Annotated in this window: 25 protein-coding genes; 15 read left to right on the top strand and 10 right to left on the bottom strand. The window is 35.2% G+C overall.

The genetic code is table 11. The annotated features are described in order from the left end of the window. Positions 1-84 precede the first annotated feature (84 nt). The 5 genes from gnd (at position 85) to AC1Q8L_RS18590 (ending at position 6,338) form a co-directional block, all read left to right on the top strand. The gene (gene gnd / locus AC1Q8L_RS18610; RefSeq protein ID WP_001195925.1) at positions 85-978 is read left to right on the top strand and encodes a phosphogluconate dehydrogenase (NAD(+)-dependent, decarboxylating); all 894 of its coding nucleotides are present in this window, start codon (positions 85-87) and stop codon (positions 976-978) included. A gap of 109 nt (positions 979-1,087) precedes the next feature. Further along, a complete protein-coding gene (gene fsa, locus AC1Q8L_RS18605) occupies positions 1,088-1,756 on the top strand; it encodes a fructose-6-phosphate aldolase (RefSeq protein ID WP_098311814.1) in 669 nt (222 codons plus the stop codon). A gap of 395 nt (positions 1,757-2,151) precedes the next feature. After that, positions 2,152-3,477, top strand: coding sequence for a gluconate permease GntP (gntP, locus tag AC1Q8L_RS18600; protein WP_001057636.1), 1,326 nt, complete (start codon positions 2,152-2,154; stop codon positions 3,475-3,477). A gap of 131 nt (positions 3,478-3,608) precedes the next feature. Then, a complete protein-coding gene (gene gntK, locus AC1Q8L_RS18595; protein ID WP_000254948.1) occupies positions 3,609-5,150 on the top strand; it encodes a gluconokinase in 1,542 nt (513 codons plus the stop codon). A gap of 120 nt (positions 5,151-5,270) precedes the next feature. Continuing rightward, positions 5,271-6,338 (top strand): lactonase family protein, encoded by a 1,068-nt coding sequence (locus AC1Q8L_RS18590; protein ID WP_098311815.1) that lies wholly within the window; start codon positions 5,271-5,273, stop codon positions 6,336-6,338. A 46-nt stretch (positions 6,339-6,384) separates the two neighbouring features. Here AC1Q8L_RS18590 and AC1Q8L_RS18585 read toward each other — a convergent pair whose 3' ends face one another. Then, positions 6,385-6,558 (bottom strand): DUF1272 domain-containing protein, encoded by a 174-nt coding sequence (locus AC1Q8L_RS18585; RefSeq protein ID WP_001162788.1) that lies wholly within the window; start codon positions 6,556-6,558, stop codon positions 6,385-6,387. A gap of 196 nt (positions 6,559-6,754) precedes the next feature. On the opposite strand from AC1Q8L_RS18585, the gene AC1Q8L_RS18580 reads away from it, so the two are divergent. After that, positions 6,755-7,576, top strand: a complete 822-nt coding sequence (locus AC1Q8L_RS18580; protein WP_000181428.1) for a pentapeptide repeat-containing protein — start codon at positions 6,755-6,757, stop codon at positions 7,574-7,576. 19 nt (positions 7,577-7,595) lie between these two features. Then, positions 7,596-7,721, top strand: coding sequence for a hypothetical protein (locus AC1Q8L_RS18575; RefSeq protein WP_254904540.1), 126 nt, complete (start codon positions 7,596-7,598; stop codon positions 7,719-7,721). Between the two features lie 37 nt (positions 7,722-7,758). On the opposite strand, the gene AC1Q8L_RS18570 is transcribed toward AC1Q8L_RS18575, so the two are convergent. Then, a complete protein-coding gene (locus AC1Q8L_RS18570) occupies positions 7,759-8,643 on the bottom strand; it encodes a DMT family transporter (RefSeq protein WP_098311816.1) in 885 nt (294 codons plus the stop codon). Positions 8,644-8,841: 198 nt separating this feature from the next. Between AC1Q8L_RS18570 and AC1Q8L_RS18565 the strand changes: the two genes are divergently transcribed. Continuing rightward, a complete protein-coding gene (locus AC1Q8L_RS18565) occupies positions 8,842-9,192 on the top strand; it encodes an SH3 domain-containing protein (RefSeq protein WP_071714591.1) in 351 nt (116 codons plus the stop codon). Between the two features lie 61 nt (positions 9,193-9,253). Continuing rightward, positions 9,254-10,054: a glycosyltransferase family 2 protein gene (locus tag AC1Q8L_RS18560; RefSeq protein ID WP_071714590.1), complete on the top strand. Its 801-nt coding sequence runs from the start codon at positions 9,254-9,256 to the stop codon at positions 10,052-10,054. Here the strand turns inward: AC1Q8L_RS18560 and AC1Q8L_RS18555 are convergent. From AC1Q8L_RS18555 to AC1Q8L_RS18535, 5 genes are all read right to left on the bottom strand, one after another. Then, on the bottom strand, positions 10,023-10,946 hold the full coding sequence (locus AC1Q8L_RS18555; RefSeq protein ID WP_016512528.1) for an NAD-dependent epimerase/dehydratase family protein: 924 nt from the start codon (positions 10,944-10,946) through the stop codon (positions 10,023-10,025). The genes AC1Q8L_RS18560 and AC1Q8L_RS18555 overlap by 32 nt on opposite strands. Further along, positions 10,943-12,166 carry a class I SAM-dependent methyltransferase gene (locus AC1Q8L_RS18550; RefSeq protein WP_016512529.1) on the bottom strand — a complete coding sequence of 408 codons (1,224 nt, stop codon included), beginning with the start codon at positions 12,164-12,166 and terminating at the stop codon, positions 10,943-10,945. Before AC1Q8L_RS18550 ends, AC1Q8L_RS18555 begins: the two co-directional genes overlap by 4 nt. 12 nt (positions 12,167-12,178) lie before the next feature. After that, entirely contained in the window at positions 12,179-13,234 is a 1,056-nt protein-coding gene (gene rfbG / locus AC1Q8L_RS18545) for a CDP-glucose 4,6-dehydratase (protein WP_098311817.1), read from the bottom strand. A 1-nt stretch (position 13,235) separates the two neighbouring features. Further along, positions 13,236-14,003, bottom strand: coding sequence for a glucose-1-phosphate cytidylyltransferase (rfbF, locus tag AC1Q8L_RS18540; RefSeq protein ID WP_000648806.1), 768 nt, complete (start codon positions 14,001-14,003; stop codon positions 13,236-13,238). Positions 14,004-14,118: 115 nt separating this feature from the next. Next, on the bottom strand, positions 14,119-14,892 hold the full coding sequence (locus tag AC1Q8L_RS18535) for a glycosyltransferase family 2 protein (RefSeq protein ID WP_000750972.1): 774 nt from the start codon (positions 14,890-14,892) through the stop codon (positions 14,119-14,121). A 261-nt stretch (positions 14,893-15,153) separates the two neighbouring features. Between AC1Q8L_RS18535 and AC1Q8L_RS18530 the strand changes: the two genes are divergently transcribed. The 4 genes from AC1Q8L_RS18530 to AC1Q8L_RS18515 all read left to right on the top strand — a co-directional run bounded on the left by AC1Q8L_RS18530 (position 15,154) and on the right by AC1Q8L_RS18515 (position 18,222). Continuing rightward, positions 15,154-15,561 (top strand): MerR family transcriptional regulator, encoded by a 408-nt coding sequence (locus tag AC1Q8L_RS18530; RefSeq protein ID WP_000285635.1) that lies wholly within the window; start codon positions 15,154-15,156, stop codon positions 15,559-15,561. Positions 15,562-15,680: 119 nt separating this feature from the next. Beyond that, positions 15,681-17,009: a hemolysin family protein gene (locus tag AC1Q8L_RS18525; RefSeq protein WP_000402258.1), complete on the top strand. Its 1,329-nt coding sequence runs from the start codon at positions 15,681-15,683 to the stop codon at positions 17,007-17,009. A 52-nt stretch (positions 17,010-17,061) separates the two neighbouring features. Continuing rightward, positions 17,062-17,475 carry an ATP synthase subunit I gene (locus AC1Q8L_RS18520; RefSeq protein ID WP_000613876.1) on the top strand — a complete coding sequence of 138 codons (414 nt, stop codon included), beginning with the start codon at positions 17,062-17,064 and terminating at the stop codon, positions 17,473-17,475. Between the two features lie 198 nt (positions 17,476-17,673). Next, entirely contained in the window at positions 17,674-18,222 is a 549-nt protein-coding gene (locus AC1Q8L_RS18515; RefSeq protein ID WP_000938441.1) for a DUF2179 domain-containing protein, read from the top strand. Between the two features lie 121 nt (positions 18,223-18,343). Here AC1Q8L_RS18515 and AC1Q8L_RS18510 read toward each other — a convergent pair whose 3' ends face one another. Beyond that, positions 18,344-18,583 (bottom strand): DUF3923 family protein, encoded by a 240-nt coding sequence (locus AC1Q8L_RS18510; RefSeq protein WP_000747683.1) that lies wholly within the window; start codon positions 18,581-18,583, stop codon positions 18,344-18,346. Positions 18,584-18,659: 76 nt separating this feature from the next. After that, entirely contained in the window at positions 18,660-19,055 is a 396-nt protein-coding gene (locus AC1Q8L_RS18505) for a hypothetical protein (protein WP_002041528.1), read from the bottom strand. 279 nt (positions 19,056-19,334) lie between these two features. Here AC1Q8L_RS18505 and AC1Q8L_RS18500 point away from each other — a divergent pair, with 279 nt between their 5' ends. After that, positions 19,335-20,249, top strand: coding sequence for a tetratricopeptide repeat protein (locus AC1Q8L_RS18500; protein ID WP_053563948.1), 915 nt, complete (start codon positions 19,335-19,337; stop codon positions 20,247-20,249). 40 nt (positions 20,250-20,289) lie between these two features. Here AC1Q8L_RS18500 and AC1Q8L_RS18495 read toward each other — a convergent pair whose 3' ends face one another. Continuing rightward, positions 20,290-21,483 (bottom strand): MDR family MFS transporter, encoded by a 1,194-nt coding sequence (locus tag AC1Q8L_RS18495; RefSeq protein ID WP_016512534.1) that lies wholly within the window; start codon positions 21,481-21,483, stop codon positions 20,290-20,292. 112 nt (positions 21,484-21,595) lie between these two features. Between AC1Q8L_RS18495 and AC1Q8L_RS18490 the strand changes: the two genes are divergently transcribed. After that, positions 21,596-22,138 carry a CGNR zinc finger domain-containing protein gene (locus AC1Q8L_RS18490; protein WP_001072944.1) on the top strand — a complete coding sequence of 181 codons (543 nt, stop codon included), beginning with the start codon at positions 21,596-21,598 and terminating at the stop codon, positions 22,136-22,138. Positions 22,139-22,168: the final 30 nt, after the last annotated feature.

Genomic DNA, 22,168 nt, shown 5'->3' with positions numbered 1-22,168 from the left:
TACTAACATTTCAGTGCTGAAAGGTATTCCAGATTGTAGTGATATGGATTTTTAATAAAAGATGATTTGAGGAGGAATTATATTATGCAAGTAGGATTAATTGGGTTAGGTAAAATGGGATTAAATTTAGGGAAAAATTTAATGGATCATAAACATGAAGTAGTAGCATTTGATTTAAATACGAGCGCAGTAGAAGAAATGAAAGAGTACGGGGCAACGGGTACATCTAGTTTAAGTGAACTTGTTCAGTCATTACAATCACCAAGAATTCTTTGGGTAATGGTACCACACGCTGTTGTTGATTCTGTTATTGATGAGGTTACACCACTTTTATCAAAAGGAGATATTTTAATTGAAGCTGGTAATTCACATTATAAAGAGTCTATCCGCCGATATGAGCAATTAAAGAAAGATGGCATTCACTTTATGGATGCAGGAACTTCTGGCGGAATGGAAGGCGCTCGTAATGGTGCTTGTTACATGATCGGAGGAGATCAAGAAGCTTGGGACATCGTTGAACCTATCTTCCGCGATACTGCTGTAGAAAATGGATTCTTATATGCTGGAAAAGCTGGTAGTGGTCACTTCTTAAAAATGGTTCATAACGGAATTGAATACGGTATGATGGCTGCTATTGGTGAAGGATTTGAGATTCTAGAGAAAAGTGAATTTGACTACGATTATGAAAAAGTATCAAGAGTATGGAACAACGGTTCAGTAATTCGTTCTTGGTTAATGGAATTAACAGAAAATGCATTTTCTAAAGATGCAAAACTGGATGAAATTAAGGGTGTTATGCATTCTTCTGGTGAAGGAAAATGGACAGTAGAAACAGCATTAGACCTTCAAACAGCAACTCCTGTTATCGCAATGTCTCTATTAATGCGCTACCGCTCATTAGACAATGATACATTTACAGGAAAAGTTGTAGCAGCTCTGCGCAATGAATTTGGCGGACATGCAGTAGAAAAGAAATAAAGTGAAACTTTAATAAATAGGGGCTTTATTCCATACCAATCGGGCTTTTACGGGATAAGCATATTAAACATGTAACTCATCAACGTTTAAAAACTGGAGGGAATTGATCATGAAATTTTTTATTGATACTGCAAATCTTGAGGACATAAAAAAAGCATATAAACTTGGAGTTTTAGCTGGTGTTACAACGAATCCTTCTTTAGTAGCAAAAGAGGGCGTTAAGTTTGAAGACCGTATCGCAGAAATTTGTCAGGCAGTACCTAAAGTTGAGTCTGTTTCGGCAGAAGTAACTCCAGATGCTGTTACAGCTGAAGAAATGATTGCTCAAGCAGAAGAATTAATTAAAATTAACGGTGGCGATAAAAACGTCACGATAAAACTTCCAATGACGCTAGCAGGATTAGAAGCTTGTCGCTATCTTACTGAAAAAGGTGTGAAAACGAACGTTACACTTATTTTCACTGTGAACCAAGCACTTTTAGCTGCTCGAGCGGGTGCAACGTACGTTTCTCCATTTTTAGGACGCTTAGATGATATTTCTGAAGATGGTGTATTATTAGTTGCTAAAATTGCTGAATTATTCGATGTTCATCAATTAGATACACAAATTATTTCGGCTTCTGTCAGACATCCAGATCATGTAACTCGTGTAGCGATGGCAGGTGCTCATATTGCAACAATTCCTTATAAAGTAATTGAACAACTTGCTATGCACCCATTAACAGACCAAGGTATTGAGAAGTTTGCTGCGGATTGGGCGAAAGCTCCTAAATTATAATGCATGAAAGTGAAGGTGCTTTCCGAAAATTGCTTTTCATGAGAGGACAAATCCTAAGTAACTTCATCGTTTAAACTGGATCCTGAGTTTGTAGTCTTACTACGTGAAAACAGCAGAGAAGAAAGTGTCATTCACTTTTAAAAAAGGAAAAATTGATCGCGCGAAGCATTTATCACAATAACATTATAATTATTAAAGAGAAATCCCCTTATTAGAGAGATGAGTTATAGTGTATCTCTAATAAGGGAGATTCTTTTTATATAAATCATTATGATGTGAAGATGCTTTTAAGTGTATAGCAATATGTAAAGGTATCTTTTACTCACGTAAGAACTATATAGGTTCTTTTAATTATATAGTAATTATGAAAGGGTTTACATAAAGGGGGATTGAGTATGAATATGTACCTTTTAATGATTACATTATTATCAATCGTAATTGTTATTTTAGGGGTGTCGTGGTGGAGATGGCATGCGTTTATTAGTTTAACGGTTGCAAGTTTGTTTTTAGCAATTATGTCTGGAATGCCAATGGATAAAATAGTGAGTGCTTATGAAACAGGAGTGGGAAGTGTTCTAGGGCATTTAGTAGGTATTTTAGTATTAGGTACAATTTTAGGGAAAATGATGGCAGAGTCAGGTGCTGGAATGCAAGTGGCAGAGTTCTTTATTAAATCCTTTGGGATAAAAAACTTACCATGGGCTATGTTAATTGCAGGTTTTATTATTGGAATCCCGGTGTTTTTTGAAGTAGGCATTTTAATATTACTGCCGTTAGTAATTTCAATTCATAAAACAACGAAACAAAATATTTTATTAATAGCATTACCAGCAATTGCTGGGCTATCTGTCGTGCACGGTCTTGTTCCTCCGCATCCAGGGGCCATAGTTGCAATTGGTATTTATAAAGCGAATCTTGGGAATGTACTAATGTATTCACTCATTATTACATTTTTTGCAGCGATTATTGCAGGTCCTATATTTGCGAAATGGATTCACAAACGTGTAATTCCTGAAAATGAGCCAGAATTGATTCGTGTAAATACAAAATCAACGAAATTACCAGGAATAGGAGTTTCATTTTTAGTTATATTGTTACCTGTTATGTTAATGGTTTTAGCTGCAGCAGCTCCTTATGTGCCTCTTTCTAATACTTTGATGAAGATTATCACATTAATCGGTAGTCCTATCATTGCACTATTGATTGCATGTTTTGCGGCGTTCTATTTTCTTGGATTTCGTCAAGGTATCGATAAAAAAGCTATTAAGAAGATAACAGAAGATAGCTTATTACCAATCGGTTCAATTGTTGCGATTATTGGTGCCGGCGGGGGTTTTAAGCAAATTCTTATCGATAGTGGGGTAGGGAATGCTATTGCTCAAATGTCTGAACATTTAGCTCTATCTCCAATTGTATTAGCATTTATAGTAGCTGGTTTAATTCGAATTGCGACAGGGTCAGCGACAGTCGCCTTAACAACAGCAGCGGGTATCGTTTCGCCAATCGTTGAAAATACAACAGGTGTGAACTTAGAGTTACTCGTTATTGCAACAGGTGCAGGAGCATTAATGTTTTCACACGTAAACGATGCTGGTTTTTGGATGGTAAAAGAATACCTAGGTTTAACAGTGAAAGAAACATTTAAAACATGGACAGTATTAGAAACGTTACTTTCATTTATCGCTTTTGGAGGAGTTTTACTACTCGATATGTTTGTTTAAAATAAGGATATTTTTATATGAATGTAGAGAGATAACTTTAGCACATAACGTTATAAATAGATAAAATAAATGTATTTTTATGGTTCTTATATTATTAGGATACTATAGGGATTTTTTGTTAGGAGGAAGAAATGGTGAGCTCAAAATATATGATTGGTGTAGACATTGGGACAACTAGTACAAAATCAGTTCTATTTTCTACTGATGGATCTGTTATTGCTAGTCATGGAATTGAATATCCTTTATATTCTCCTACGCCTGAAACAGCGGAACAAGACCCAGAAGAAATTTTTCGTGCAGTAATAAATACGATTAAAGAAACTATACGATCAAGTAGTGTACAGCCAAGTGATATTCTTTGTGTCTCTTTTAGTTCGGCAATGCATAGTCTCATTGCTGTAGATGAAAAGGGGAATCCATTAACGGGATGTATTACTTGGGCAGATAATAGAAGTGCAAGCTGGGCGGAGAAAATAAAGAATGATATGAATGGTCATGAAATTTACCTTCGTACTGGCACACCAATTCATCCTATGTCACCGCTTTCGAAATTAGTTTGGCTACAGAATGAGAAGGCAGAGTTATTCGCAAAAAGTTATAAATTCATTTCTATTAAAGAATATGTTTTTTACAAGTTATATAAAGAGTATGTAATTGATTATTCTATAGCGTCAGCGACAGGGATGTTTAATTTGAAATCTTTAAAATGGGATGAAGAGGCTTTACATGTTGCGGGAATTACAGATGAAAAGCTTTCTAAACTTGTTCCAACAACGCACAGTTTAACAGGATTAGATGAAGAGCTTGCCAAAGAGATGAATGTACTTGTTTCTACGCCTTTTGTAGTAGGAGCGAGTGATGGAGTACTATCTAATTTAGGTGTAAATGCAATAGATCCTGGCGTTGTGGCTGTTACCATTGGTACAAGCGGTGCGATACGTGCTGTAACAGATCGTCCTGTAACAGATCCGAAAGGTAGAATTTTTTGTTATGCGTTAACTGAAGACCATTGGGTAATCGGTGGACCAGTAAATAACGGCGGTATGATTTTCAGATGGGCTCGTGACCAATTAGGCACTTCAGAGATTGAACTTGCGAAGCGTTTAGGGAAAGATCCATATGAAGTACTTACTGAAATAGCGGCAAAAGTGAATCCTGGATCTGACGGTTTATTATTTCACCCGTATTTAGCAGGGGAAAGAGCTCCTTTATGGAATGCAAATGCACGAGGATCTTTCTTTGGACTCGGATTGCATCATAAGAAAGAACATCTTATCCGTGCTGTTTTAGAAGGAGTAATTTATAACTTGTATACCGTTCTTCTCGCTTTAAAAGAGTTAATTGGCGAACCGAAAAAAATTCAAGCGACAGGCGGCTTTGCAAGGTCGGAACTTTGGAGACAGATGATGGCGGATATCTTCCATCAAGACGTATATGTTCCGGAAAGTTTTGAAAGCTCTTGCTTAGGAGCTGCAATCCTCGGTTTATATAGTTTAGGTGAAATAGATACATTATCCGTAGTTTCTGAAATGGTAGGTGCAGATTTTCATCATGAGCCAAACATGGAAAGTGTGGAAAAATATAAAGATTTAACGCCAATCTATATTCGTCTGTCCCGTCAATTGGAAGAAGAATATGAAAGTATAGCAGCGTATCAAAAAAAGTGGGTTTAAAAGCTATTTACCAAGAAAATATGGTAACGTATAAAGAAGTACTCCGATTTTTTTGGATACTCTTTCAACATAAAATATTTTAAGAAGCATGATGAACGTAAAATATAGGGAGAGAGGGTTATGAAAATGAAGGATAACAAAGAGTTTATTGGATATGTTGGAACTTACACGAAAGAAAATAGCGAAGGAATATATAAGTTTACTTTAGACACAAAAGCAAAAAAAATTAGTAATGTAACACTTGCCGCTAAGCTGGATAACCCTACATATGTAACGATTAACCAAAATAATGAATATCTCTATTCTGTTGTTAAGGAAGGCGAATCTGGCGGTGTAGCTGCGTATTCCATTGATAGTCATACTGGAGAACTAAAAGCGAGAAATAGACAAGTAGTAGAAGGTGCTTCTCCTTGTCATATTAGTGTTGATAGTGGAAATCATACAGTAGTTACAGCGAATTACCATAAAGGAACGATTGAGTCTTTTGAAATAAATGAAGAAGATGGAACTGTAAATCCTGCTTCATCTATTATGGCGCATGAAGGTTCAGGTCCGAATAAAGAAAGACAAGAAAAACCACATGCACATTACGCGGGGTACACTCCTGATGAAAAATATGTAGTGGGCGTTGATTTAGGGATAGATAAAATAATTACGTATGAAGTAAAAGATAGTACATTAATAGAAGTGAATCGTTTATCTGTAAATCCAGGAAGTGGTCCAAGACATATTACTTTTCATCCGAATGGAAAGTATGCGTATGTGATGACGGAGCTTAGTTCAGAGGTTATTGTGTTAACATATAATCCTGCAGAAGGATCCTTTACAGAATTACAGTATATTTCTACTGTTCCAGAACAATTTGATGAAAATAATCAAGGAAGTGCGATTCATATTTCTTCTGACGGCCGTTTTGTATATGCAGGTAATCGTGGTCATAATAGTATCGCTGTTTATAGCGTAGATCAAAATTCAGGTCAGCTTACATTTGTTGAACACACATCTACAGAAGGAAATTGGCCAAGAGACTTTGTATTAGATCCTACTGAAAAGTTCCTTGTTGCTACAAATGAAAAGTCACATAATCTTGTGTTATTTTCAAGAGATGAATCTACAGGTAAGTTAACACTTTTACAATCTGATGTTGTTGTGCCAGAGCCTGTTTGTGTGAAGTTTTTAAATATATAATTTTAGATGCCTAAACAAAAGCAAAGCGATATCGCTTTGCTTTTTATTATTTCTTTTTCGGTCTACGTACTAATTCGCCGCCGCAGTTTGGACAAACGTTATGTCTTTCTTCTGTACATGGTGCGCAAAATGTACATTCATATACGCAAATGTATGCTTCAGAATCTTGTTCGAGCGATTGATCGCAAATTTGACAGTTTGTTTTCATTTCTAGTGCCATAATAAGTCTCCTTTTTAGTTAGAAAATTTATAATTTAATTATAATTCATTAAATAGAAATAGTCCTTTTCAATTGAAAGGAAATCGAATGATAAAGTTATGAATTGAAACGAAAGATGCTGGTTTATTTTAAAATTGATTATTTATTACAGTTGGAATATTATGAAATAGTCAAAAGACAACAGGGGGTATAGATTTTGACTAATCATAACGATCATTTAAAAGCAAACTGCGAAAAATGCTTCGGTCTATGTTGCGTTGCATTACCGTTCGCAGCATCGGTAGATTTTGCAGTGAATAAAGATGGTGGTAAACCATGTTCCAACTTACAATCAGATTTTAAATGTAGTATACATAAAAATCTTAGAGGAAAAGGTTATAAAGGTTGTACAGTATTTGAGTGTTTCGGTGCTGGACAGAAGATTTCTCAGGGTACGTTTAAAGGGATTGATTGGCGGAAAGATGCAAAGCATGCAAGAAAAATGTACGATGCTTTTCCAGTTATGCATCAACTTCATGAAATGCTTTGGTATTTGAATGAGGCGATTCTTTTAAAGGCAACACAGCCAATTCATAAAGAGCTGGAGAACGCAATTGAGGAGACAGAGCGACTTTCGAATTTAAATCCAGATGAGTTAATGAAAATAAATGTTCCAATGCATAGGGCAGAGGTGAACATTCTTCTTTTAGAAACGAGCGAATTAGTATGGAAGGAAATGAATACTGCGCGTAAGAAACGAATCATTCACCGCGGAGCAGACCTTATGGGAGCGAATCTGAAAAAGAAAAATTTACAAGGTGCAAATTTAAGAGGAGCTTACTTAATTGCGGCTAACTTAAATGGTGCAGATTTAAGAGGGGCAGATCTCATCGGAGCAGATTTGCGAGATGCAGATATTCGCGGGGCTGATTTTACTAATAGTATTTTTCTGACGCAAGTTCAAGTTAATGCTGCTAGAGGGGACAAACATACGAAATTACCGAAATTATTGTCTCGTCCATCGCATTGGAGTGCGTAAAGAGTGAGGAGTATTTAGTGTGGAGATATTTCAGTATTTAGAAGAGATGCAAGAGGATGTCTTTTCGTTAGCAGTAGAGCAAATAGAAGCGAAGTATTATGATATATACCGATTTGTATTGGTTTTCACGACCAAGATCCAATAATGTGAACAGGCAGAGACTAAGAATCTCTGCCTGCTTTTTATTTCTTTTCAAAAGTAGTAATTAAAACGCTACATATAATAAGAATACCACCAATAAAAAAGTTAATATTTAATGTTTCATTTAAGAGCAACCAACCAAGTAACGATCCAACGATAGGTTGGAAGAAGAAAAATAAGGAGCCGATGCTTGCATCCAGTAATTCTAATCCTTTATTCCAAAGGAAAAAGGCACCTGCTGTTGAGACGATTCCTAAGTATAATATGCCTAATATTACGTACGTATTTACTGTTCCGATAGAGGCCGCTTGTAGCTCCCATATCATAAAAGGTGTAATAAAAAAGAGTGAAAAGAAAATTGCGTACGTTGTAATAACTAAGGATGAAAATTGGATTGAAGCGATTTTTACATAAATAGATAGTAAAGCCCACGTAATAGCGGCTCCAACTAAAATGATTGTTCCGATAAAATAGGAGCCGATTTCAATATCCCATCCGATTACGATAATGACACCGATTGTCGCTATTATAGTAGATAAAAGTCTACGAGCAGTTAGTTTTTCTTTCAAAATGAGCGCTGCAAATATAACCATAAATGCAGGTGTAGCTGATGTAACTAACGAGCCTGTATGAGCGTCGGATAATTTTGTTCCGATAAATTGGCATGTGATCGAAATGAAATAGCCGATAAATCCAATCCAAGCAAATAGGAGCCAATCTTTTTTGCGAATGGTTACTTTTTTCTTTTGCTTTTTCTCAGCTAGTTTCAAAATGCCATATAAAACAACAAAAGCGATAATAAAGCGTAGCCAAACGAGTGTTAGTGGTGGGATAAAATCGAGTACGTATTTGCTAACAACATACATACCGCCCCATATACTTGCTGCTAGTGATAAACATATAGCTCCTAAAATGGTTTGTTTCATTTGAAGTACCTCCGTCTATTTTTAGGGTAATATGAGTTCCCTAAGACGAGGCATAGTGTATGTGTTATAAGCCCGTCTTAGTTTATAGACGGCCTACAGGTTGATCGTTTTCGAATGAAGTGTTGTAGTACATGTGTATTCCTCCTTTTTAAGTTATAGTGATAGTATAACTTAATTTTCTGATTATTGGAGGGTGTTATGAAATATATCGTTATAAAATCACATGTTAGCAATTATCCTAATCCAATTCGCTTAGAAGAGGGGAATGTAGTGAAAATGATAGAGAGTTACGCTGGTCCTGAAAATTGGGAAAACTGGATGTTTTGTCACGAAGAGAAATATGACCGGAAAGGATGGGTTCCGGAGCAAATTATAAGAAAAGATATGAATGGAACAGGAATTATTATAAAACAATATACTGCGAAAGAATTAAATGTGAGTATTGGAAAAAGATTGATCGGATTAGAAGAATTGAATGGATGGGTTTGGTGCGAAGGAAGAGATGGTGAGGAGGGCTGGGTACCAAAGGAAAACTTACAAAAATATTAATAATAATATTTGATCAATAATTAGGAAACATATTTTTGCTTATGAGTATATTGGTTGTAGGATAAAAAGTAGATTAATAGAGAAAGAGGAGGAGATTATTATAACTACAACCGTTATTTCACATTTTTACAATGAAGAGTATTTATTGCCATGGTGGCTTATGCATCATACGAAACTTTTTGATCATGGTATTTTAATTAATAAAGGTTCAACAGATCGTTCCGTTGAGATTTGTAAAAAATTCGCACCGCATTGGGAGGTGCGAGATTCTGTAAATCCAGAGTTTGATGCATATGCGACAGATCATGAAGTGATGAGGATAGAACAAGAAGTACAAGGATGGAAAATGATTTTAAATACGACTGAGTTTCTTTGCGTGCAAGATAAAAATCAGTTTTGGAAATCGCTAAATGAATTGGGGGGGAGGATGTATTGGCTGGACGGGCTTATTATGATTGATGATCCTAACTACAACTATCCGGACCTTAACTTTGGAATACCTTTAATGAAACAGCGGTTTCATGGTTATTTACCAGAAGATTGGCCGTTATGGAGAAGAGGTAGATTTATTCATAATCATGAGCATGGAAGTTATACGGTTGGAAGACATTTATCTGCGCATGAATCGATGATTTATCCACCTCTTGCCTGTATATTATGGTTTGGGTTTAGTCCGTGGAACGATGCGATGAGAAAGAGAAAGTTACAAATTGGTCCGACTCTTTCTGAAGCTAGTAAGCATGGGGGAATGGGGACGCATCATATTGTTACGCCGGAAAGATTAGAAGGATGGTATAAGGAATTAGCGAGAGGAACGAAGGATTTACGTTTTAATGATGCATATCGTTATGTTTTTGTATAAATGATTTCCACCATAAAATTGTTTCTTCAATTCCTGTATTTAGATCGTATGTTGGTTTCCAGTTTACTTCAGTTTTTAAACGTTCTACATTAACCCCGACAAATAAAGGTTCATCTTTAGAGAAAGGGATTGCACCTAGTTTAATTAAATCTTCTTTTCCTATCTTTTTAGCAATGATAGAAGCTAACTCTTTAATTTGTACAGATTGACCAGAAGCGATATTGATGGTGCCTGTAACGCTGTGTTCTAATATTGTTACGAGAGCGTCAGCGACGTCACTCACATGGAGGAAATCTCTCGATTGTTTTCCATGTGTACATAGTGCTTCCTCGTTTTTTAATAAGGAAGTGATAATGTTAGAAACGAGCCGATTACCTTGTTCGTGAGGTCCATACATATGAAAAATGCGGCCCCAACACATGCTGAGGCCTGTTTGTTGTGCATACGTTTCTAGCCAAGAGTGCAGTGCATTTTTACATAAAGAATACGGGGTTTTATAGGAAAGGAGCGGTGAATCTTCAAATAATACGCCGTTAAACCATTCGTACTCTGCGCCAGTACCTGCAACGACAACACGCTTTCCACCGCATGTTGTAAAGTGTTGAATCAATGAAATACTAGACTTTAGCCAATAGTAATTATTAATAGATACATAGCATGCTGGTGGCACTGCTTCCCAAGCAAGGTGAATGAGATGGCTAGGCTGAACGTCGTAAATGAATTGTTTTACTTCGTCATCGCGAAGCAAGTTTACTTTATGCCAATGGCAAGGGAGGTGAGAGGGGTTATTTTTATTATAGGTGGCGTGCACTTCATATCCCTTTTGTATAAGTGAATGTACAACATATTTACCTATCCAGCCACTACCACCTGTTACAACAACTTTCTTCATGGCTCGATCACCTCAATTTCTGGAACCGTCACTAAAAATTTACCGCCCCATTCACGAATGAAAGAGCATTCTTTCATAATTTCGTCTTTCAAATTCCAAGGAAGTATAAGAATGTAATCTGGTTTTGTACGTTTAATTTCTGCTGGAGATTTTATTGGAATACGAGTTCCTGGTAAAAGGAGATTTTGTTTGTGAGGATTTTTATCTACTGTATAAGCTAGAAATTCTTTACCTATCCCGCAATAATTCAAAAGGGTGTTTCCTTTAGCGGGAGCACCGTAACCGATAATTTGTTTGTTTAAAGCTTTCGCTTCAATAAAAAACTTTAAAATATTTATTTTCAATTGTTCGATGCGTTTAGAAAAAAGGAGATAGCAATCTAAAGTACCTAACCCGTGGTCGACTTCTTTTTGAATTAATTTTGTAACATTGGAATGGATAGTTGATTGGGCACTTAGATGGTTTACAAAAATCCGTAAGGAACCACCATGCGTTGAAAGTTCTTCTACATCAACAATTTGTAAATGATGATAACTTAAAACTTTTTGAAGGCTTATAAGTGAGAAGTAGGAAAAGTGCTCATGGTAGATAGTATCGAACTGTTTAAAGGATATGAGGTTTAATAAGTGTGGGAATTCAATTGTTATCGTGCCATCTTGTTTTAATAACGTTTTTAAACCGGCAACAAAATCATGCAAGTTTGGAACGTGTGCTAATACGTTATTTGCGACGATTAAATCAGCTTGTGGCAATTTTTTTGCTAAGTCATTACTGAAAAAATTCACATGAGTAGGAATTCCTTTTTTGATAGCAATTTCTGCTACGTTTTTCGCGGGTTCAATTCCCAATGTCTCGATATTTTCTTTTTTAAAGTATTGTAATAAGTACCCATCGTTACTTGCGATTTCAATCACTTTTGAATGTTTCGTTAAGTTGAAACGCTTAATCGCCATTTCTACATATTGTTTAGCGTGTAGTAGCCAACTTGAGGAGTAAGAGCTGAAGTATAAATAGTTATGAAAAATATTTTGTGGAGATTCAAATTCATCTAGCTGTACGAGTAAACAAGAGTTACAAACAAATGTGTGCAGCGGATAAAAAGGTTCCATTTTATATGAGCTTTCAGGAGCTACAAATGAATTAGCAAGAGGGGAAACGCCCAAATCTAAAAAAGTGTTGGTTAGTAATGAGTGGCAAAAACGGCATTTTTTCTGTTCCATTTTATAGCCCCCTTATAAATTTTTGAATGCATCGATTTGTTGTCGTGTGAAAGATTCTATCTTTTCACCAGATGCATATTTTTTGTACCAATCAACAGTCCAAGCGACAGCATCATCTGTTGATAACTTAGGAGTCCAGCCGAGTTTGTTTACTGCTTTTGTACTATCGAGTGTTAAAACAGGTGATTCATAAGGAGTATTTGTAGAGGAGGAAATGATTGTTAGTGGGTTATTCCATAATTTTATTACAGATTCAATGACATCATGAACGGTTCTGCTAGATTCATTAATCGGTCCGAAATTCCATGCTTCTGCATATTTAGCATCATTCCAAAGTTTTTCAGCTAAAAGGATATAGCCATGTAGAGGATCTAAAACATGTTGCCACGGACGGATGGCATATTTGTTTCGAATACACAAAGTATGATTGTGCAAATATGCCCGAATGATATCAGGGAATAATCGATCTTCTGCCCAATCACCACCACCAATAACGTTACCTGCTCTTACAGAAGCAAGCGAAGTAGTATTCGTGTGAAAAAAAGATTGGTGATAAGATGTTGTAACTAATTCAGCACAAGCTTTACTAGCGCTATAAGGGTCGAAACCTCCTAGTCGGTCATTTTCCACGAACGCTCGGTCGCCACTACCGTCATTCTCATAACATTTATCGCTTGTCACATTAATAATGGCACGTACGCTTTCGATGGACTTTGCTGCTTCTAGCACGTGAACAGTACCTAAAACATTCGTTTTGAATGTATCGATAGGGTTTTTGTATGAAGCGGTTACGATTGGCTGAGCTGCTAAATGAAATATTATGTCAGGTTTATGCTGCTTCATGGCATGAAATAAAGAATGGTAATCTGTAATATCGCCTTTCATTGTCGTGCACTCTTTTGCTACGTTACCTTGTTCAAAAATGTTAGGAATGGATGGGGGATGAGAAGAAAAGCCTACTACTTCTGCACCTAAAGAACTTAAGAAAAGGGTGAGCCAGGAGCCTTTAAATCCAGTATGTCCCGTAATAAATACTTTTTTCTTATTCCAAAAAGATGATGAAGCCATATTACCAAACCTTCCACGGAGCGTTATTACTTTCCCATAGCTCGACTAATTTATTTTTATCGCGCAATGTATCCATCGGATGCCAAAAACCAGAATGTTGATATGCGGCCAATTCATTTTTGTTTACTAACTGAACTAAAGAGTCTGTTTCAAAAACAGACTTATCTCCACTAATGTAATTGAAAACTTCAGGATTTAAAACGAAAAATCCACCGTTAACCCATCCGCCATCACCTAATGGTTTTTCTTGAAAAGATGTTACAGACTGTTTATCTAATATGAGAGAACCAAATCTACCAGGAGGTTGTACGGCAGTAACAGTAGCCATTTTTCCATGTTTTTTATGGAATGTAATAAGTTCTTTTATATTTACATTACTTAATCCATCACCATAAGTGAGGCAGAAAGGTTCGTCTCCGACATAATTTTGAATCTTTTTCACTCGGCCACCCGTTTCGGTATTTACACCAGTATCGATTAGTGTAACTTTCCATGGTTCTACACGATGAGAATGGCTAGTAATTGTATTATCGTTTAACTGTATTGTGAAATCAGACATGTGTAAGTTGTAATTTAGAAAGAACTCTTTAATTGCATATCCTTTATAGCCTAAGCAAATAATAAACTCAGTAATCCCGTAATGACTATACAAACTCATAATGTGCCATAGAATAGGTTTTGTTCCAATTTCAATCATAGGTTTCGGTTTTAAATGTGTTTCTTCCCCAATTCTTGTACCGTACCCACCAGCAAGAATAACAGCTTTCATTTTTTCCTCCTAAAATAAAAATTTATTATTTATACAGTATTCATGTTTTATGCAAATGAAATTGTTTTTGATTAAGTGAATGAAAATGTTTGAGGTGATGACGATGCAGAAAATATTACGGTTTGAATTTTGGAAATAATTCTTGATATTCAGGGTTATGACGGAGGTCTTGTGTTAGGTTACTAAGCTCTAAAAAACGTATGTCCAGTACTTCAGGAGATTGACCGTAATGTGTTTGAAGTCCCATTTGAATACCCCTTTTTGAAAGGGTAGGTGTAATTTGTAATTTTCTTGCCTTTGATTGTTCATTCCAAGGGCTAAAATAAAATTTTAAAATAAATGAAGGATAGTCATAAATTATATATCCGTGTCGCGAATGATGTCTACCAGGTAAATATGCACCGTCTAGATGATTGTGAATAAATCTCCAAGCACATCCGAGATTTGGGTTATAAGGGAAGACACCGTGGTATCGCTGTTCTACTAAGGGGATAGAATATCTAGGCTTTGAATAATTATAATTATGATTATCTATCATTAAAATCATTCTAATCGCATACATGTTTTGGCCTAGTGTATGAAGAGATGAAAAAAATTCTTCAGTATTATTACAACAAAAGAATTCAGTAGTATTTAAAACGATTTTCCAACCTGAAACTTCTCTTTCAATTTCCATCACTTCAATATCAGTATTAGTTGGATCAAACTCAAGAAATCTTGAATTTCGTACTTCCCAGTGGGGTGCTAATAGTTTACAAATCTCTACGGAACGATCTGTAGACCCCCTATTAATTAAAATGCCGTGATCGAATATTTTCGTGTGATGCATAAGCCACCATGGAAGTAGGTATTCTTCATTATAAAAATGAGAAATGATTGTCTTTTTCATATTAATTCCCTCCTATACAAGCAATCATTATTAGTAGGATATGCTTTTAAATAAGAAAGGTTAAAAGTGGCAGACAATGTAGTGATTAGGTAGTAGTTTAGTAATTTTATTGTATAAGTGTAGATTACTCGTATTGAATCATCATAGGAGGAGATTGGAATTTTGTATAAATTGTGAATAATAAACCGTCACGTTTGACTGTACAGTTTATGTGTTGTATGATGTAAGTAATATAAACAAGGGGGGAAGATCGTTGGGAAGGTGTATCGAATCGGACAGTTGGCTCTCATGGCTCACGTGTCGAAACGAACGATTGATTATTATACGAATCTAGGTATCTTAAAAGCGGAGCGATCTCAATCTAATTATCGCTATTACGACGAAACAGCATTTGAGACATTACAATTTATTGAGAAGTGCAAAGAAATGCATATGCCGCTTTGTGAGATTAAAGAGAAAATCGAGGAGAAGAAGAAGCTGCTCGGTATCAATGAACACGTTTCGAAACAAGTGAATGAAGTGACAGACCATATTCATCAATTAGAAGTGGAGCTTACTGAGTTAAAGCCGCTTTTAGATGGATTGACTGATTCACAACGTGAAAAAATATCGAAATCTTTATCTGGTCAAACGACAGCTTTAATACAGACACTTGCTCTATTATTATAGAATAAGTGAAATCCGACCTCTTTAATTTTTGTATCGGGCTATGTTTTCTAACAAACAAATAAGAAAACATTATAGTATACAGGAGGTGGACACCTTAGTTTTTTAACTAAGGGGATTCATTGGAAATATTTAATTTAGTCATGGTTGCGATTTTAATCGCATTTACTGGATTTTTCGTAGCAGCAGAGTTTGCGATTGTAAAGATACGTTCAAGCCGTATCGATCAGCTTGTTGCGGAAGGAAAACGCGGTGCTTTAGCAGCGAAAAAGGTAACAACAAATTTAGATGAATATTTATCTGCTTGTCAATTAGGTATTACAGTTACAGCTATGGGATTAGGTTGGTTAGGTGAACCGACAATTGAAAAGTTATTACACCCGTTATTTGAGAAATGGAACTTAAATCCTTCTATTTCATCAGTATTAACATTTGGTCTTGCTTTTATGATTATGACGTATTTACACGTTGTAGTAGGGGAATTAGCTCCGAAAACGATGGCAATTCAAAAGGCTGAAAGGGTAACGTTATTATTGGCAGGTCCATTAATGATGTTCTATAAAGTAATGTATCCATTTATTTGGGTATTGAACGGTTCAGCTCGTGTGATAACTGGTTTATTCGGTTTAAAGCCAGCTTCAGAACATGAAGTAGCTCATACAGAAGAAGAATTACGTCTTATCCTTTCAGATAGCTATGAAAGTGGCGAAATTAATCAAGCTGAATACAAGTATGTAAATAACATTTTTGAATTTGATAATCGTATTGCAAAAGAGATTATGGTACCGCGAACAGAAATCGTTGGTTTCTACCTGGAAGATTCAGTAGAAGAACACATGAAAGTGATCCAAAATGAGCGATACACACGTTATCCGATTTTTGGAGAAGATAAAGATGATATTATCGGTATGGTCAACGTAAAAGATTTCTTTATTCGATATATGACCGAGGATCAAAAAGATTTATCATCTATTCGCTCGTATATGCGTCCGATTATTGAAGTGATGGAAACGACTCCAATTCACGATTTATTACTTCAAATGCAGAAGAAGCGAATTCCGATGGCTGTTTTATATGATGAGTACGGAGGAACAGCTGGAATTGTAACGCTTGAAGATATCTTGGAGGAAATCGTCGGCGAAATACGTGACGAATATGATGAAGATGAAGCACCACCAATTCAACATGTGAACGAGCAACATATTATTGTTGATGGAAAAGTGCTTATCTCAGAAGTGAAAGATTTATTTGGATTACACATCGAAGAAGATGATGTGGATACAATCGGTGGATGGATTATGATGCAAAATCATGAAATCGAAGAAGGACAACACGTTGAGGCGGAAGGTTATGAATTTAAAGTGTTAGAAAAAGACGCTTACCAAATTAAACGTGTTGAAATTCGTAAGATGGAACAAGAACAAGAAGAAGAGAAAGCAGCAACTGTGTAAGTTGCTGCTTTTCTTCTAAAGTACAAAAAATGAGAACTTAGGAGCGGATATTTTGATTCAAGAAGCCTTACGTGTATATCGATTACAATTGTATGTGATCTTTAGTGGTTTACTACTTATGTGGACGATTACTCCGTTTGGAAAACAAGTGACAGGGTTCGGTATTGGATTAGCAGTAAGCGCCTATTGTCTTTGGTTATTAGCTCGCAGAGTGGAGAAACTCGGGAAAAGTATCGTAATGAAGGAAAAGGCTCCTGGATTAGGAGTTTTAAACCGATTTGCAGCTGCTATTTTAGGAGCTATCATCATGTATGAAATTGAGCATGAAATGGAAATGTGGGCATTTGGTACAGGTATTTTAGGTGGTCACTTTTTAATGATTGCAAATTTAGCGTATGCAAATATGCAGTTAGTGAAAGAAGAAGAGAAGCAAAGGGAACATGCTTCGAAAAACATAGAGCTATGATGAAAGGGACCTAATCGGGTTCCTTTTTTAGTTTAGCGATAATATACAAGTAATCAAATTAACGACAAATATAATACGCTTCTTTTTTGTGTTTTTCAATAGTATGAAAAATAATAAAAATTTTTTAAAAAACCCATCGATTTCTAAAGGTTATGTATGTTATTATGACAAAAGACTTTTTGAAAGAGGTGGATACCAATGTTACAAGCGTTACTTATTTTTGTGCTTCAAATTATTTACGTTCCCATTTTAACAATCCGTACGATTTTGCTTGTAAAGAATCAAACAAGATCCGCTGCTGGTGTTGGATTGTTAGAAGGGGCTATTTACATTGTCAGTTTAGGTATTGTGTTTCAAGATTTATCAAATTGGATGAACATCGTTGCCTATGTCATTGGCTTTAGTACAGGACTATTATTAGGCGGTTATATAGAGAATAAATTAGCAATTGGTTATATTACGTATCAAGTTAGTTTACTAGACCGTTGTAATGAATTAGTAGACGAATTACGTCACTCTGGATTTGGCGTTACAGTATTTGAAGGCGAAGGTATTAATTCTATACGTTATCGCTTAGATATCGTCGCAAAGCGTTCTAGAGAGAAAGAGCTTTTAGAAATCATTAATGAAATTGCACCGAAAGCGTTTATGTCTTCGTATGAAATTCGCTCGTTTAAAGGTGGATATTTAACGAAGGCGATGAAGAAAAGAGCGTTAATGAAGAAGAAAGATGAACATGCATCGTAAAAAAGAGGAATAGTGATGCATTAAAAGCGCAGTATAAGTCCAAATGTAAAAGGGAGGAATCTATTTTGATGTAGATTCCTCTCTTTTTTTATGAAAAATATTCATCTATTAATTCAAAAAGCTAAATCGTATAATTATTTTTTTTACTCATTCTCAAATTAATGATTAGCCATATAATTTGAAAAAATACTGGTATGATAAACGTGATTAATAAAACGATAAGTGATATTGATTTAATTTCGGGTGTTTGAGTAACACCGGCCCCATCAACATCTCGTAGCCAAATAATAGCTGCCCATATTCCAAAAACGATAATCCAAAATATGTTACCAATCCACCAAGAAATCCATCGTTTTTTCATGTTAGCACCCCCTACATTTATCTACTGTTAAAAGTATATTTTCTTTTGTTACATTTATAATGAAACAACTTTAAAATCAGTTTTTAACTGTATATCTAACTTGTTTGAAGGTTACTATTTCTCCATCATCATCATCGTCTTTCGTTTGTAAAAGTTGAACTTTTGGTTTGTAGTCCGTCCTATGAGCGTGTTCGATATCTTTAATGTTAAGTTTGTAGGATTCACCATTTTTTAGTTTTTGTTCCAACACTTTTTTATTAGCAACATAAATAAAAGTTACTTTATTTTCATCAATGCCTTTAGTTTTAATTTCTAATTCATTGTCTTTTGCTGTAATCGTTGGTGTTAATAATTCCATACTGCCTTTCCCGCTTTCTAAAGAATTCTCTGCTATAGTTGAACATCCTGATAATATGATTCCAGTGAATAGAAGAACAGCTAATTTCTGTTTCATAACATCCCTCAATTCCATGTGATTTTTGATTTTGGTATTGCTAGATTACTAGTGTGGAGCGTAAATGTTTAGTTAGTATCCTCTTAATTGTACCATAATATGTAAAATGAAACAGGATGTATATCCAATTTAAGGGAGAATGAAAAATTTACTGATTTTTGTAAATTCGTATGTTTTAGCTTCTATTTCAATCGAAATGTAGACGAGAGAAAGAAATTTTTTTATAGAAATTATAATTTTTACATTTTACAATAATGATAGGGAATAGATGAATTCATTTACTTCGGAGGTAGTTATTTGAACATTAATGAGAAGGCAATTGAAATGTTTGAACAAAATAAATATGAGGAAGCAATGGAACTGTTTCAACAAGCAGTACATGAATCTAGAGACGTACAATCTCTCAATAATCTGGCTTGGATGTACTTTTATGAGGAAGAGAATGATGATAAAGCTCTTGAATTAATAAGAGAAGTTGTTAAGTTGAATCCTTCTTCATACTTTCCTTATAACATCTTAGGGGACATTTACATGAAACAAGAAAAATGGACAGAAGCGAAAGAAGCATTACAAAAGTCTATTTCGATTCAACCATCAGATGAAGCATATCATAATGTAGCTGTAGCGCATTATAACCTTGGAGAGCTGGAAAAAGCTTCAGACTTTTTCTTGCGAGTTGCAGGGGATTCGGACTATATCATGTATAGCTATGTAAAATGTTTAATTGATTTAGAACGAACGACAGAAGCAAAAGAGAAGTTAGATACTTTTAACAGGGAATCTGATAATTTTTTAGGGGAAATTAATGTAGCAGATTTATATGTTGAGTTGAATTGCTATAAAGAAGCAATTGAATGGTTCGAAAAGGGATATAAAGAATGCTGGAAAAGTCCTAATTGGATTGGTAGATTTGTGTATGCTCTATATAAAACGAATAATTTCTCCCGTATAAATGAAGTTATACGGGAATCTATCGAAGCGAAAACAGCAGAAATAGAAGATGTTCAGAATGAAGAAGTAGAAGAAAACTGGACAGAAAATGATAAGAAAGAGTTAATTGAGGAATATACAGAAGAGAATAATTGTTATAAAACAATGGTAGAACGTATCAAATCTGGATACGTTCCAGGGTTAGAATTTGAAACGGATTTTATAGGTGGGTGCTATTTGTTTGGTTGTAAAAGGCATAATCATCTTGAATATGAACAATAAAAAGATTCGACTGTCACATATGATGGTCGAATCTTTTTCGTTATAGGTCGCTTGTATTACATAGGTGTATATCCTCTTTAGAGGCCACTTTTTTTATATTCAAAATATGTAGTGAAATAAAACCAATAAGTCCTATTCCGCCAAAAATAAGCCATGGTGTATACATTCCGCTTAAGTTGGATGTAAAAGATGTACCGGTATAATTACCAATGATAAAACCAAATGCGAGTGATAGTTGATAAAATCCGAAGAAAGTGGCTGTATATGATTCATTACTGTAATTTGCAATAGCGATATCAGCGTTAGGTAATACGAGTGTTTCACCGATTGTAAATAAAATTACACAAATAAAGAGCCAATATGGGTGTTGAAATAAAGGAATGAGTAAAAAGGAAATACTCATTAATAAAACACCGTATTTAATAATCGAAAGTGTGTTGTATTTGTGGAATAATTTTCGGAATAATACCATAAATATGACGCCTGTTATCGCATTTATCGTAATAACGAGTGTAGCAAGTTGATTGCTATTACTAATGTTTTTCATATGAAGTGGAAGTGCGACAGTAAGCTGAGTAAACATAATATAGAAGAAAATCATGATAAAGGAAAACAGAAGGAAAGACTTGTTTTGTAAGATGGCCTGTATTCCTAATGTAATAGACGTGTTTTCAGTAGTGACTTGGAAGTGATTTTTAAGTAAGTAAAAGATAAAAGCAAATAACAGCATAAGAGATCCTGTTAGAGAGAAAGCGTAGAGTGGATCGAGTAAGAGTAAGAACCCTCCTGCAATTGGTCCGATTATTGCACCGCAATTAAAGCTAAGGTTTAAATATGTAAATAAATTTTTTCTCAAATGAGCTGGCTGTGAGCCAAATATAGCGCGAGCGGCAGGTTCGTAAAATGCAGTTCCGAAGCCAATAAGTGCAGAAGAAATAGAAATTGTATAGAAATCAGAGCATATTCCTAAAGCGATAAATCCGATTCCTCTCAAAAATAAACCAGCTATCATCATAATGATATAGCCTATTTTGTCAGCAATTAACCCTGAGAATAATGGGATAACTCGTGATGTAATTGTCATAACCGTCAACACTGTTCCTACTTGGACAGCAGAAAAATGAAGAAAGGTTAATAGATAAATAGCTAAAAATGCGTATACTGCAAAATATCCAAAAGACATAAAAAATGAAGAAATAAGCATGAAACGTATCGGTGTTGAGAAACTTTTCATAGAAATCCCCCTAATTATGTAACCAGTAAAATTATTTGATGGTTAACTATTTTATACTATAATTATACAAAAAGTCAGAAAAAAGTAAATTTTAAGAAGAAGGTGGATCGAATTGAATCAAAACGCTCCAAATGAACTAGAATATATTCGGGAATTTTTAAATACATGGAGAATACCAAACGATACGAGAGAGCCAATTGATTTGCTGCAAACAAAAGAAGATATAAAGCTCTTTATGAAAGAATATTTTGATGAAGAGTTTCCATTTCATACGATAGAGGAATTAAGAGGTTTTCGAGAAGATATTCGGATGACAATTGAAGGCGAAGGATCATTGCAAAAATGGTTAGAGAAATACCCATTTCATGTACATATAAAGGATGATATGAAAGGTATTACATATGAACCAGTATATGAAGAGAATGTGTATACAAAAATGTTAAGCATTGTGTTAATGTCAATTCAAGAAAATGTGTGGGGAAGGTTAAAAGCATGTCCAGATTGTCGCTGGGTATTTTATGATTATTCGCGAAATGGAAGTAAAAGATGGTGCGGTATGTATGCTGGAGAAGAAGGAGGAAGAGCATGCGGTACGATTGCAAAAGTGAAAAACTACCGGGCGAAGAGAAAAGGGCGATCTGGTTATGATATGTAATTAATATTAGAGAAAGAAAAATGGATGGGG

This window comes from Bacillus sp. GW823-FHT06A11, from assembly GCF_058795355.1.
Note: the sequence above shows the minus strand (reverse complement) of the source record. Positions and strands in the feature narration are given on the sequence as shown.